At 70.2% G+C, this 12,715-nt stretch carries 12 protein-coding genes; 10 read left to right on the top strand and 2 right to left on the bottom strand.

The annotated features are described in order from the left end of the window. Positions 1-28 precede the first annotated feature (28 nt). Entirely contained in the window at positions 29-1,669 is a 1,641-nt protein-coding gene (ybaL, locus tag MVG78_RS17555) for a YbaL family putative K(+) efflux transporter (protein WP_247554013.1), read from the top strand. Further along, a complete protein-coding gene (locus MVG78_RS17560; protein ID WP_247554015.1) occupies positions 1,669-1,848 on the top strand; it encodes a hypothetical protein in 180 nt (59 codons plus the stop codon). The genes ybaL and MVG78_RS17560 overlap by 1 nt, the downstream gene beginning before the upstream one ends. Before the next feature lie 113 nt (positions 1,849-1,961). On the opposite strand, the gene MVG78_RS17565 is transcribed toward MVG78_RS17560, so the two are convergent. Then, positions 1,962-2,108, bottom strand: coding sequence for a hypothetical protein (locus MVG78_RS17565; protein ID WP_247554017.1), 147 nt, complete (start codon positions 2,106-2,108; stop codon positions 1,962-1,964). Between the two features lie 157 nt (positions 2,109-2,265). Here MVG78_RS17565 and MVG78_RS17570 point away from each other — a divergent pair, with 157 nt between their 5' ends. From MVG78_RS17570 to MVG78_RS17600, 7 genes are all read left to right on the top strand, one after another. Further along, complete coding sequence (locus MVG78_RS17570; RefSeq protein WP_428480690.1) at positions 2,266-3,831, top strand: circularly permuted type 2 ATP-grasp protein; 1,566 nt, start codon at positions 2,266-2,268, stop codon at positions 3,829-3,831. Continuing rightward, positions 3,831-4,760 carry an alpha-E domain-containing protein gene (locus MVG78_RS17575; RefSeq protein WP_247554019.1) on the top strand — a complete coding sequence of 310 codons (930 nt, stop codon included), beginning with the start codon at positions 3,831-3,833 and terminating at the stop codon, positions 4,758-4,760. Before MVG78_RS17570 ends, MVG78_RS17575 begins: the two co-directional genes overlap by 1 nt. Before the next feature lie 16 nt (positions 4,761-4,776). Further along, positions 4,777-5,538 (top strand): proteasome-type protease, encoded by a 762-nt coding sequence (locus MVG78_RS17580; RefSeq protein ID WP_247554021.1) that lies wholly within the window; start codon positions 4,777-4,779, stop codon positions 5,536-5,538. A gap of 511 nt (positions 5,539-6,049) precedes the next feature. Continuing rightward, entirely contained in the window at positions 6,050-6,709 is a 660-nt protein-coding gene (locus MVG78_RS17585) for a transglycosylase SLT domain-containing protein (protein WP_247554026.1), read from the top strand. A 292-nt stretch (positions 6,710-7,001) separates the two neighbouring features. After that, entirely contained in the window at positions 7,002-7,502 is a 501-nt protein-coding gene (locus tag MVG78_RS17590; protein ID WP_247554028.1) for a hypothetical protein, read from the top strand. Between the two features lie 125 nt (positions 7,503-7,627). Next, positions 7,628-8,746 carry a ligase-associated DNA damage response exonuclease gene (locus MVG78_RS17595; protein WP_247560497.1) on the top strand — a complete coding sequence of 373 codons (1,119 nt, stop codon included), beginning with the start codon at positions 7,628-7,630 and terminating at the stop codon, positions 8,744-8,746. Further along, entirely contained in the window at positions 8,743-10,359 is a 1,617-nt protein-coding gene (locus tag MVG78_RS17600; RefSeq protein WP_247554029.1) for a cisplatin damage response ATP-dependent DNA ligase, read from the top strand. Before MVG78_RS17595 ends, MVG78_RS17600 begins: the two co-directional genes overlap by 4 nt. 23 nt (positions 10,360-10,382) lie before the next feature. Here MVG78_RS17600 and MVG78_RS17605 read toward each other — a convergent pair whose 3' ends face one another. Then, on the bottom strand, positions 10,383-10,940 hold the full coding sequence (locus tag MVG78_RS17605; protein WP_247554030.1) for a hypothetical protein: 558 nt from the start codon (positions 10,938-10,940) through the stop codon (positions 10,383-10,385). Positions 10,941-11,254: 314 nt separating this feature from the next. Here MVG78_RS17605 and MVG78_RS17610 point away from each other — a divergent pair, with 314 nt between their 5' ends. After that, positions 11,255-12,466 carry an NADP-dependent isocitrate dehydrogenase gene (locus MVG78_RS17610; protein ID WP_247554031.1) on the top strand — a complete coding sequence of 404 codons (1,212 nt, stop codon included), beginning with the start codon at positions 11,255-11,257 and terminating at the stop codon, positions 12,464-12,466. Positions 12,467-12,715 lie beyond the last annotated feature (249 nt).

A 12,715-nucleotide genomic window follows, 5' to 3' on the forward strand; every position in this document is an offset into this window, starting at 1 on the left:
CATACCATGCAACCGGAAGGGGAGAGCCGTGCCACACCACACGCCGCTCATCGCGACGATCAGTGTCGGCCTTGTGCTGGCTTTCGCCTTCGGCCTCCTGGCCCACCGGCTGAGGATTTCTCCGCTGGTGGGCTATCTCCTGGCCGGTGTCGCTGTCGGTCCCTTCACCCCCGGCTTCGTCGCCGACGCGGAACTCGCCGCGGAACTCGCCGAGATCGGCGTCATCCTGCTGATGTTCGCGGTCGGGCTGCACTTCTCCCTCAAGGATCTGATGTCGGTGCGCAACATCGCCGTGCCCGGCGCGGTGGTGCAGATCGCGGTTGCCACGCTGATGGGCATGGCGCTCGCCTGGGGGCTGGGCTGGAGCATCCCGGCCGGCATGGTCTTCGGCCTCGCCCTTTCCGTCGCCAGCACCGTGGTGCTGACCCGCGCCCTGGGCGAAAGGCGGCTGCTGGAAACCGAGCGCGGGCGGATCGCGGTCGGCTGGCTGGTGGTGGAGGATCTGGTGATGGTGGTGGCGCTGGTGCTGCTGCCGGTGGTCGGCCAGATCTCCGCCGGGGGCACCGTCTCGATCGGCGAGGTGGCCACGATCCTGGGCATCACCCTGGCGAAGGTCTCCGCCTTCGTCGCGGTGATGCTGCTGGTGGGCCGCCGGGTCATCCCGATGATCATGCACTACGTCGCCCATACCGGCTCGCGGGAGTTGTTCCGGCTTGCCGTCTATGCGCTGGCGCTCGGCGTGGCGGCGGGGGCGGCCTCGCTCTTCGATGTCTCCTTCGCCCTTGGCGCCTTCTTCGCCGGCATGGTGATGGCGGAAAGCCAGCTTTCCCAGCGCGCGACGGAGGAGGCGCTGCCGCTGCGCGATGCCTTCGCGGTGCTGTTCTTCGTCTCGGTCGGCATGCTGTTCGACCCGACGGTGCTGGTGGAGGCGCCCTGGGCGGTGCTCGGCACCATCGCCATCATCCTGCTGGGCAAGTCCGTCGCCGCCTGGCTGATCGTGCGCGCCTTCGGCCATCCCAACGGCACCGCCGTCACCATCTCCGCCAGCCTGGCCCAGATCGGCGAGTTCTCCTTCATCCTGGCCGGCCTCGGCGTCAGCCTGCACCTGCTGCCGGAGGAAGGGCGCGACCTGATCCTGGCCGGCGCCATCCTCTCGATCTTCCTGAACCCCTTCATCTTCGCCCTGGCAGAGCGCCGCCCCGCCCGCCGCTATCCGAAGGAGGAGGTGGCTGCCGCGGCCGCCGCCGATGCCGCCGCGGCGATGGAGCGGGTGCAGGAGGAGATCCCCGGCCCCGGCGAGCAGACGGCCACCACGCTCGCCGACCACGACGTGCTGATCGGCTATGGCCGCGTCGGCCGGATCGTCGGCAGTGGCCTGCTGGAGGCGGGCCGGCCGCTCCTGGTCTTCGACGACCGGGAGGATTCGCTGGAGCGCGCCCGGGCCGCCGGGGCGGAGGTGATCGAGGGCAATGCCGCCGATCCGCAGGTCCTCGCCCTGGGCAACATCGCCGGCGCCCGGCGCCTCTTCGTCACCGTGCCGGAGGCTTTCGAGGCCGGACAGGTGGTGGAGCAGGCCCGCGCCCTGAACCCTGATCTGGAGATCGTGGCCCGGGCGCATTCCGACGCCACGGTGGAGCACCTGTCCCGGCTCGGCGCGATCTCACGGTGATGGGGGAGCGCGAGATCGCACGGCGCATGCTGGAGGCCGCCCTGCCGGAGGATGCCGAACTCGCCGCCGCCGAACGGGCGGCCGGGTTGCTGCCCACCCCGCGCCAGGACGTGATCCAGACGCTGGACGAGGCGCTGGATCAGGCCCCGGACCGGACCGCGAGCCAGGCAGCCGGGTGACGGGGCGGGGCTATCCGCCCTGGAAAGCGCCCGGCTGCCCATGAAATGACCGATCTGGCCATGGAGGCGGCGTGCGCCCGGCGGATGGCGCCACCGCTTCGGCCTGCTCCGCCTCAATAGCCCTGGATCAGCAGGGCCAGTTCCGCCAGCCCCCAGGAGGCCAGCAGGCCGAGCAGCCCGGCCATGGTGGCCTCCCGGACCACGATCGGCAGTGGGCGGCGGCGCGTCGCCGAGACACAGGGGGGAAGGGGCTGGGTCATGCCCCGATCATGCACGAACAAAACATGAACACAACGGGAAAATAATTGCCCCGGCGTTCCTCCTCTTGCCCCTACCGGGGCCGGCGGACCGGTGGCGATGCGAAATATCGCGTGACCTCCCCGGAACCCGCACCGTCCCACTTTTCCGGCACGTGCCTTGCTGTACGCTCATACCATGGTCGCCAAAGCCTTCGACGAGATGAACGCTGACGGGGAGATCAGGCCGCCCTATGCGGGCCTGGCTCGCTACCTCGACAAGCACGGGCCCGCAGCCCTGGACGCCAAGAGACGGGAAGCCGAGGTGCTGTTCCGCCGCATCGGCGTCACCTTCGCCGTCTATTCCGACGGTGGCGACCCTGAGCGGCTGATCCCCTTCGATGTCCTGCCGCGCATCCTGTCCCGCGCCGAATGGGACCGGCTGGCGGCGGGGCTGGAACAGCGGGTCAAGGCGCTGAACGCCTTCCTGCAGGATGTCTACAACGAGCAGCGCATTCTGGAGGAAGGGGTGATCCCCGCCGCCCTGGTGCTGGAGAACGAGGGCTACCGGAAGGAGATGACGGGCTTCACCCCGCCCGCCGGAGTCTGGACGGTGATCTCGGGCATCGACCTCGTGCGCACCGGCCCCGACGCCTTCTTCGTGCTGGAGGACAATTGCCGCATCCCTTCCGGCGTCTCCTACATGCTGGAGAACCGGGAGGCGATGATGCGGCTCCTGCCGCAGCTCTGCGCCGCCCACCGCATCGCGCCGGTGAGCCATTATCCCGAGGAGCTGCTGGAGACGCTGAAGGCCATCGCCCCGGAGGGTGCCGGCGACAGCCCGACCGTGGTGGTGCTCACCCCCGGGCCGTACAACAGCGCCTATTACGAGCATTCCTTCCTGGCCGACGAGATGGGCGTGGAACTGGTCGAGGGCCACGACCTCTTCGTGAAGGACGACACGGTCTTCATGCGCACCACCGCCGGGCCGCAGCGGGTGGATGTGATCTACCGCCGCGTGGACGATGAGTGGATCGACCCGGAGGTCTTCCGCCCCGACAGCGCGCTGGGCGTCCCGGGGCTGATGCGCGCCTACCGCGCCGGGACGGTGGCGCTGGCCAATGCCCCCGGCGCCGGGGTCGCGGACGACAAGGCGGTCTATCCCTACGTGCCGGAGATGATCCGCTTCTACCTGAACGAGGAGCCGCTGCTGCAGAACGTGCAGACTTTCATGTGCTCCCGCGACGATGACCGCGCGCATGTGCTGACCAATCTCGACAAGCTGGTGGTCAAGCTCGCCCGCGGCTCCGGCGGCTATGGCATGCTGGTCGGCCCGCATGCGACGGAGGCGGAGCGCGAGGATTTCGCCGCCCGCATCCGCGCCCGGCCGGAGGACTACATCGCCCAGCCGACGCTCGCCCTTTCCACCGTGCCGACGGTGACGGAGGACGGGCAGCTCGCCCCCCGCCATGTCGATCTCCGTCCCTTCGTCCTGATGGGCAGGGAGGTGCGCATGGTGCCCGGCGGGCTGACCCGCGTGGCGCTGCGCGAGGGCTCGCTCGTGGTCAATTCCTCCCAGGGCGGCGGCACCAAGGACACCTGGGTGATCGAGGACCGCATGGTCCAGCAGATGGGGCCGCGCGGCATGACCCAATCCATGGGGGGCATGACCCAGAGCCTGGCGCCGATGCCACCGCTGTCGCCATTGCCCCCGGCACCCGCCGACGAGACGGAGGGCAAGTCCTGATGCTCGCCCGCACCGCCGACAGCCTGTTCTGGCTCGCCCGCTACAACGAGCGCGCCGGCAACCTCGCCCGGGCGCTCGCCTCCAGCCTGCGCATGGCCTCGCTCACCACCATGGATGGGGAGGACGGGGAATGGCGGCATCTCCTCGTCGCCTCCGGCACCGATGCCAGCTTCCGGGGCCGCTACGAGGAATGCTCCGGCCGCGCCGCGGTGGAATGGCTCACCCTCGACACCGGCAACCCCTCCTCCATCGCCTCCTGCCTGGAGGCCGCGCGACGCAACGCCCGCACCGTGCGCACGGCGCTGACCGTGGATATGTGGGAGGCGGTGAACGACACCTGGATCGCGCTGCACCGCCTGGGCTCCGACGCGGTGCAGGACGACCAGCTTCCCGGCTTCCTGGACTGGGTGAAGTCCCGCACCCTGGCCTTCAACGGCGCCGCGGCGGACACCATGCTGCGCGACGATGCCTGGCGCTTCACCCATCTCGGCACCATGCTGGAGCGTGCCGACAACACCGCGCGGCTGCTCGATGCGCGCCACATCCTGTTCGGCGTGCAGCATCCCGAGCATCACCTGCAATGCCAGGCGGTGCTGCGCTCCCTTTCCGCGCTGCGCGCCTACCAGTACATGTACCGCTCGCGGATCGAGCCCTCCCGCGTCGCCGAGCTCCTGCTGCTGCGGCGGGAGATGCCGCGCTCGCTGCGCTTCTGCTACATGCGGCTCGACCGCACGCTGGCGGATATCGAGGCGGAGGAGACGCTGATCTGCGGCGACTGCCGCACCATCTCCTCGGGGCTGCTCGCCCGCGTCAGCGGCCGGCCGGTCGCGGATATCCTGACCCCTGGGCTGCACGGCTTCCTGACCGCGGCGATCAACGAGCACACCCGCCTCGGCGCCGAGATCAGCCGCTGCTTCCTGAACGGCTGAGCATGGGGGCGGCGGCATGACCTATTGCGTCGGGCTGTTCCTGCGCCAGGGGCTGGTCATGCTCTCGGACACCCGCACCAACGCGGGCGTCGACAACATCGCCACCTTCAGCAAGAGCTACGCGGTCAGCGTGCCGGGGGAGCGCGTGCTCTGCCTGCTCTCCTCGGGCAACCTCGCCATCACCCAGGCGGTCTGGAACCGGCTCCAGGAAGGCGTCTTCCTGGAAGGGCAGCGCCAGACCCTGCTCACCGTCTCCTCCATGTTCCAGGCGGTGCAGCTCGTCGGCGCCGCGGTCCGCGCCATCTATGCGACGGACGGGCCGAGCCTCTCGGCCCACAAGGTCGGCTTCTCCGTCTCCCTGATGCTGGGCGGGCAGATCGCCGGCGGGCCGATGCGGCTCTACCTCGTCTATGCCGCCGGCAACTTCGTCGAGGCCACGCCCGACACGCCCTTCCTGCAGATCGGCGAGACCAAGTACGGCAAGCCCATGCTGGACCGGGTGCTGACCCACGAGACCGGGCTGGTGGACGGCATCAAGCTGACCCTGATCAGCATGGACGACACGCTGCGCTCCAACCTCACTGTCGGCCTGCCGCTGGACCTCCTGGTCTATGTGGAAGGCAGCCTGCGGATCGGGTTGCAGCGCCGGATCACCGAGGACGATCCCTATTTCCGCGCCCTGCGCGAGAACTGGTCCAACCGGCTGCGGGATACCTATGCCAGCCTGCCGGTGCCGGACTGGCTCCCGCCCGGTGAGCCGCCGCCCATCCCGGTCTGATACGGGCGGCGGCTCGCATGGAGGATACCCTCCGCCTCAGCCGTGGCACCCGGCGTCCGGCCCCGGGGAGTGGGCGCCACTGGTGGCCGTCCGCCTGCGGGCTGATCCCCAGGGAGAAAGAAAACAACACCCTGGCCGCTCTGGCGGCATCCGGACCCGCCGGAGAGCCAGGCTCTCCGGCGCGATCCGGCCACAGCCAGAGCCGGCGAATGGCAGGTCCAGGAGCCACCGGCTCCTGGCGGATGGGGGGTACGGGGGGAAGGCAGGGCCTTTCCCCCGGGCCACAGGCACGGCGCGCCCCGGGGCGGACGGCATCTTTTCTTCTTTGTTTCGCAACCACTGGCTGCTAGGGCGGAAGATGATGACGCCCGCGAGCAGCCGGCCGACGCCTTCGCGTCGGCGACGAGACGCGGCGTTCCCGAGCGGTATGCCGCGGAGCGCCCATCACGCCAGGATCGAGGGTCGATCCCTGGTCCCCCGAGGCAGCGGCCTGGCGGCCCGCGGCGCGCTGATGCTCGTCGGCGGCCTGCTGATGGCCATGCCGGCCGCCCAGGCCAAGCCGACGGGGGCCAAGCCGATGGGGGCCAAGGCGGAAGCCAGGCAGGCCCGCCCGGAACGGGGGGAAGCCGGGGGGCGCGCCGAGGGCAGCCCGCGTGCCGCCTGCCTGTCCGCGGCGCGGGAGGCGGAGGCCCGGAACGGCCTCCCCGAGGGCCTGCTGGTGGCGGTGGCGCTGGCGGAATCCGGGCTGCATGCCTATGCGCTGAACATCGGCGGCCGCTCCTACTTCCCCGATACCTCCGAAGCCGCCCGCCGCCTCGTGGCGGGTGCCCGGCCCGGCCAGTCCATCATGGCCGGCTGCGTGCAGGTGAATGCCCGCGTCCATGCCGCGCGCTCCGATTGGCCGCTCGACCCGGCCCGCGCCACCGACTGGGCGGCCCGCCATCTGCGGGCGAAGTATGACAGCACGGGCGACTGGGGCGATGCGATCCGGGCCTGGAACGGCGGCAGCCCCCGCACCCGGGACGAGCTGGTCTGCCGTATCCAGGCGAAGCTGCAGGTGACCAACCCGGCCTCGCGCCTGCTGGCGAGCGAACAGTGCGGCGCCCGCTTCGCCCAGGACCGCCGCAATGGCGCGGCCCTGCTGGAAGTGGCGGAGGCGAAGGAACGCTGAACGCTGAACGCTGAACGCTGAACGCTGAACGCTGAACGCTGAACGCTGAACGCTGAACGCTGAACGCTGAACGCTGAACGCTGAACGCTGAACGCTGAACGCTGAACGCTGAACGCTGAACGCTGAACGCTGAACGCTGAACGCTGAACGCTGAACGCTGAACGCTGAACGCTGAACGCTGAACGCTGAACGCTGGCGCATTGCGGGAAGATGACGAAGACCATCAAGGATTTTCCCGCATAAAGTGTTAATCATACCCTTCAGGACAACCTGGAATGGGCAAGGCAACCGAATGCACGATACCAGTTGGATCCTGTCGCTCTTCGGTGCCTTCGTGGCCGGCTGGCTGGTGCTGCTTGGCCTCCGCATCCGGCGCCCGGTCACGCTGAAGGCCGATGGCCAGGGCGGCATGGTCTCCGGTGGCCGCCTGCGCCCGGCCCCGACGCCCTTCGACGATTCCGAACCCCAGGGCGCGCTGCTGGCCGATCATCTCGAACTGCCTGTCGTGCTCCATTACGCGCGCCCCTCCGGCGCGGTGGATGTGGTGGAGGTCCGGATCGGGCGGATCTTCGGCCATCATGACAGCCAGGGCCTCCGGATCGGCAGCCTGCAGACCCTCCCCGACCAGCCGAAGGGCTTCCGCCGCAACCTGCAATTCTACCGGCTGCGTGGGCTGGAGGACCCGGCCACCGGGGTCGTGATGGTCAGCGATGCCGACAAGGCGCACTGGCTGGCGCACAAGGCCGGGCTGCTGCGGCCGGTCCGGGAAGCGGCGATGGCCCGGCCAGGATAGGGCTGCCTCCCTCCCCGCCCCGCTGGCATCGCCCAACTGGCATCGCCCGGCCCGCTCAGGCGTTGTCCCCTCTCTGCCAGGACGGGCCGCCCCGCGTGAACTCCCCACCCCATCCCGAAAGCTGGATGCGCGTCACACCGCTGGGCCTCTATTGCGAGCCCGGCGATTTCCACATCGACCCGTCCCGCCCCGTCCCCCGCGCGGTGATCAGCCATGGCCATGCCGACCATGCGCGCCCCGGCCATGGCGCCGTGCTCGCCACGGCAGAAACCCTGGCGATCATGGAGGCCCGCTTCGGCGAGGGGAATGCGGGGCGCGAGCGGCAGGCGCTGAGCTATGGCGAGGCCCTGACCCATCGCGGCGTGCGCGTCACCCTGGTTCCGGCCGGGCATGTGCTGGGCTCGGCGCAGATCGTGCTGGAATGGCGCGGCAGCCGCATCGTCGTCTCGGGCGACTACAAGCGCCGCCACGACCCGACCTGCGCGGGCTTCGAGCCGGTGACCTGCGACGTCTTCGTCACCGAGGCCACCTTCGCCCTGCCGGTCTTCCGCCACCCCGATGCCTCGCAGGAGATCGCCCGGCTGCTGAAGAGCCTCGCCCTCTTCCCGGAACGGGCCCATGTCGTGGGTGCCTATGCGCTGGGCAAGACGCAGCGGATCATCGCCCTGCTGCGGCAGGCAGGCTACGACCGGCCCATCCACCTGCATGGCGCGCTCTGGAACCTCTGCGCCCTTTATGAGCGCCTCGGCATCCCGCTCGGCCCGCTGGAGCCGGTGCCCAAGGGACTCAAGCGCGGCCATCCGCCGATCCTGGCCGGCGAGATCGTGCTGGCGCCGCCTTCCGCCGAGGCCACGCCCTGGTCGCGCCGCATGGCCGATCCGGTGACCTGCGCCGCCTCCGGCTGGATGACGGTGCGCCAGCGCGCCCGGCTGCGCGGCGTGGAACTGCCCCTGGTCATCAGCGACCATGCCGACTGGGACGAGTTGCTGGCCACCTGCGCGGAGGTCCAGGCCCCCGAGGTCTGGGTCACCCATGGGCGCGACGATGCGCTGATCCATACCCTGTCCCTGCGCGGCGTGCGGGGCCGCGCCCTGCACCTGATCGGCCGCGAGGAGGATGACGACGCCCCGGAAGCCGTTCCTCCAGGGGAGGCCGTGCCGGAGGAAGCCATGCCGGAGGTGGCCCCGCTGCCCGCCGGTGGCGGCTTCGCCGCGGATGCCTCCGCCGGGGATGTGGCCCGATGAGCCTGCCCGCCTTCGCGGAGCTGCTGGAACGCCTGGTCTTCACTCCGGGACGCCTCGCCAAGCTCGCCCTGATCCGCCGCTGGTTCGACGAGCAGCCCGACCCCGAGCGCGGCGTCGGCCTTGCCGCCCTGACCGGCGAGCTGGTCTTCAGCGCCGCCAAGCCCTCGGTGATCCGCGCTCTGGTGGCGGAACGCACCGATCCCGTGCTCCTCGCCCTGTCGCAGGACTATGTCGGCGATTTCGCCGAGACGGTGGCGCTGATCTGGCCGGAGAAACCCGGCACCAACGCGCCGCCGCCGATGCTGAGCGAGGTGGTGGAGGGGCTGGAGCTCGCCTCCCGCGCCGAGGTGCCGCGCCTGATCGAGACCTGGCTGGACAGCCTCGACGGCACCGGGCGCTTCGCGCTGATCAAGCTCGTCACCGGCGCCCTGCGCGTCGGCGTCAGCGCCCGCCTCGCCCGCGTGGCGCTGGCCGAATGGGCCGGCCGGAGCGTGGAGGAGATCGAGGAGGTCTGGCACGGTGTCGCCCCGCCCTACATCCCGATCTTCCGCTGGCTGGAAGGGCGCGAGCCGAGACCGGACCCCAGGGATGCCCCGGTCTTCCGCCCGCTGATGCTGGCCCATCCGCTGGAGGAGGCCGATCTCGGCGCCATCGAGGCCGCGCCGGAGGACTGGCGCGCCGAATGGAAATGGGACGGCATCCGCGTGCAGCTCGCCGCCAGTCCGGGCGGCGTCCGGCTCTGGTCGCGCACCGGCGAGGATGTCTCGGGCGCCTTCCCGGAACTGCTGCAGGACCTCCGCTTCCACGCCACGCTGGATGGCGAGCTGCTGGTGATGCGGGATGGCGTCGTCGCCCCTTTCGCCGATTTGCAGCAGCGGCTGAACCGCAAGGTGATCACGCCGAGGATGCAGCGCGACTTCCCGGTCGCCGTGCGGCTCTATGACCTGCTCCTGGAGGGCGAGGAGGATCTGCGCCCCCTCCCCTTCGCCACGCGGCGCGACCGGCTGGAGGCATGGTTCACGCGGCACCGGCCGGCGGGGATGGATCTGTCGCCGCTGGTCGCCTTCTCCTCCCTGCGCCATCTGGCCGAGTTGCGGGAGGGCGCGCGCGCCGCCTCGATCGAGGGGCTGATGCTCAAGCGCGCCGACAGCCCCTATGTCGCCGGCCGCGTGAAGGGCCTGTGGTGGAAGTGGAAGCGCGCGCCGCTCACCGTGGATGCGGTGCTGATGTACGCCCAGCGTGGGCACGGCAAGCGGTCGAGCTACTACTCGGACTACACGTTCGGCCTCTGGCGCGCCGCGGAGGACGGGACGGAGGAGCTGGTGCCCGTCGGCAAGGCCTATTCCGGCTACACGGACCAGGAACTGGTCTGGCTCGACCGCTGGATCCGCGAGCACACCACCGGCCGTTTCGGCCCGGTGCGGGAGGTGGAGAAGGCGCTCGTGCTGGAGGTCATCTTCGATGCCGCACAGCTTTCGGGGCGGCATCGTTCCGGCGTCGCCATGCGCTTCCCCCGCATCGCCCGCATCCGGCGCGACAAGCCGGCCCTGGAGGCGGACCGGCTGGAGACGCTGCTGGCCATGGTGGAGAACCGGGCCGAGGCCGTGGACTGAACCACCACTTCAATGGGCGTGGGTCAGCGCAGCCCGCTCTTCTTCTCCACCACCAGCGGCACGCGCGTGCCGGTGAGCGGGTTCAGCGCCGCCGTTCCCTCGATATCCTCGTCCTCACGGCCTTCCCGCCTGGTCGGCGCGCCCAGGTCGGCGGGGTCCGGCGTCCCGGCGGTGGCGGCGGCCAGGGCCGCCATCTCCGCAGGCGAGAGCCCGCCGGTCTCGCCCTGCGGCACATAGTCCTGCCAGCCCGCGCCCCGCCATTCGCGGCGCCGGTCCTCCAGATCCGCCGCGCCGTGGTCGCGGAACACCGCGATGGCGTGGTCGGCCTCCCCCTCCTCCACCTCGGCGGTCAGCACGATGCCGCCGCGCCGGATTCCCTCCGAATAGGCATGCCGGTCCTCGTCCGGCATGAAGAGGTGGCGCAGCGAGGCCCAGAAGCCTTCCTCCGCCACCGCATCCGCCCCGTCGGTGGCGTGCACCGCGATGCGGCGGCGGTCCAGCCCGTCCTGCTGCACCAGATGCTCGATGACCAGTTCGACATCCTCTCGCCGGTCGAACAATCCCGACACGATACGGGCCATGCTGGTGTCTCCCCTGGGCATTTCCCGGCACGCCGGGAGTTCCGGCAGGAGTGGCGGGCGATGTCCCGCGCGGCCCCTGCCACATGCGGGGGAAACGGCCGGCCCGCGCCGTCAGTTGCGGCGCGGCGGCCGGGCGGCCCGGCCGGATGCCTGCCATATCCGGAGGCGGTGCTTGCCATATCCGGCGGGGGCCTTGCCCCGGGGCGGACCCGATGCGAATGTCCGCGCCACCCTCCCGCCCCCCGGCTGGCCGCGGCCCCGCGCCGTGTCCCCGCCCCAGGGCGGCCCGAACCCGCTGCCGGAGAGGATCCGCAATGGCCAAGATCAAGGTGAAGACCCCCGTCGTCGAGCTCGACGGGGATGAGATGACCCGCATCATCTGGGGGTTCATCAAGGACCGCCTGATCCTCCCCTATCTCGACATCGACCTGAAGTACTACGACCTCGGCATCGAGCATCGTGACCAGACCGACGACCAGGTGACGGTGGACGCCGCCAACGCCATCAAGCAGTACGGCGTCGGCGTGAAGTGCGCGACCATCACCCCGGACGAGGCGCGGGTGAAGGAGTTCGGCCTGAAGAAGATGTGGAAGTCCCCGAACGGGACCATCCGCAACATCCTCGACGGCACCATCTTCCGCGAGCCGATCATCTGCCAGAACGTGCCCCGCCTGGTGCCGCACTGGAGCAAGCCGATCGTGGTCGGCCGCCATGCCTATGGCGACATCTACCGCGCCGTCGAGATGAAGGTGCCCGGCCCCGGCAAGGTCACGATGACCTACACGCCCGAGGGTGGCGAGCCGCAGGAGATCGGCGACTTCCCGTTCAAGGGCACGGGCGTCGCGATGATGCAGCACAATCTCGGCTCCTCGATCGAGGGCTTCGCCCGCGCCTCCTTCAACTATGGCCTGGCGCGCAACTTCCCGGTCTATCTCTCCACCAAGAACACGATCCTGAAGGCCTATGACGGCACCTTCAAGGACACGTTCCAGGCGATCTTCGACAAGGAGTTCAAGGCCGAGTTCGACAAGCGCGGCCTGACCTACGAGCACCGGCTGATCGACGACATGGTGGCCGCCGCGCTGAAGTGGGAAGGCGGCTATGTCTGGGCCTGCAAGAACTATGACGGCGACGTGGAGTCCGACATCGTGGCGCAGGGCTTCGGCTCGCTCGGCCTGATGACCTCGGTGCTGCTGGCGCCGGACGGCAACACGGTGGAATCCGAGGCCGCGCACGGCACGGTGACGCGCCACTTCCGCGAGCACCAGAAGGGCCGCGACACCTCCACCAACCCGATCGCCTCGATCTTCGCCTGGACGCGCGGCCTTGCCTATCGCGGCCGCTTCGACGGGACGCAGGATCTGGTGGACTTCGCCAATGCCCTGGAGCAGGTCTGCGTCGAGACGGTGGAATCCGGCCACATGACCAAGGACCTCGCCATCCTGATCGGCAAGGACCAGCCCTGGCTGAACACCCAGGCCTTCCTCGCCAAGCTGGACGAGAACCTGAAGAAGAAGATGGGCTGATCCGGCCCCTCCTCGCCGGAACAGGAAGGGCGGGCGCCTCCGGGCGCCCGCCCTTTTCCGTTTCCGGGGGGTGGCATCACGCTGTGAGACGGATGGGACGGATCGGCGCTCCCCCCGGCGCGACGGTCCTCTCACAATCGGGTCAGAACCGCTCCCCTTTCCCGCCTTCGTCCGATCCTCCGGCAACAGGGCCTGCCGCCAGCCGTTCATGCCCTGACGGCACGGCCGCCCCATGAGGCCCTCGGTCAG

The sequence above is a fragment of the Roseomonas gilardii subsp. gilardii genome, assembly GCF_023078375.1.
GTDB lineage: Bacteria > Pseudomonadota > Alphaproteobacteria > Acetobacterales > Acetobacteraceae > Roseomonas > Roseomonas gilardii.

Coding starts and splice junctions, on each gene's coding strand:
- MVG78_RS17560 (WP_247554015.1), top strand. CDS start 1,669: ATGGGGGAGCGCGAGATCGCACGGCGCATGCTGGAGGCCGCCCTGCCG.
- MVG78_RS17565 (WP_247554017.1), bottom strand. CDS start 2,108: ATGACCCAGCCCCTTCCCCCCTGTGTCTCGGCGACGCGCCGCCGCCCA.
- MVG78_RS17575 (WP_247554019.1), top strand. CDS start 3,831: ATGCTCGCCCGCACCGCCGACAGCCTGTTCTGGCTCGCCCGCTACAAC.
- MVG78_RS17580 (WP_247554021.1), top strand. CDS start 4,777: ATGACCTATTGCGTCGGGCTGTTCCTGCGCCAGGGGCTGGTCATGCTC.
- MVG78_RS17585 (WP_247554026.1), top strand. CDS start 6,050: ATGCTCGTCGGCGGCCTGCTGATGGCCATGCCGGCCGCCCAGGCCAAG.
- MVG78_RS17590 (WP_247554028.1), top strand. CDS start 7,002: ATGCACGATACCAGTTGGATCCTGTCGCTCTTCGGTGCCTTCGTGGCC.
- MVG78_RS17595 (WP_247560497.1), top strand. CDS start 7,628: ATGCGCGTCACACCGCTGGGCCTCTATTGCGAGCCCGGCGATTTCCAC.
- MVG78_RS17600 (WP_247554029.1), top strand. CDS start 8,743: ATGAGCCTGCCCGCCTTCGCGGAGCTGCTGGAACGCCTGGTCTTCACT.
- MVG78_RS17605 (WP_247554030.1), bottom strand. CDS start 10,940: ATGGCCCGTATCGTGTCGGGATTGTTCGACCGGCGAGAGGATGTCGAA.
- MVG78_RS17610 (WP_247554031.1), top strand. CDS start 11,255: ATGGCCAAGATCAAGGTGAAGACCCCCGTCGTCGAGCTCGACGGGGAT.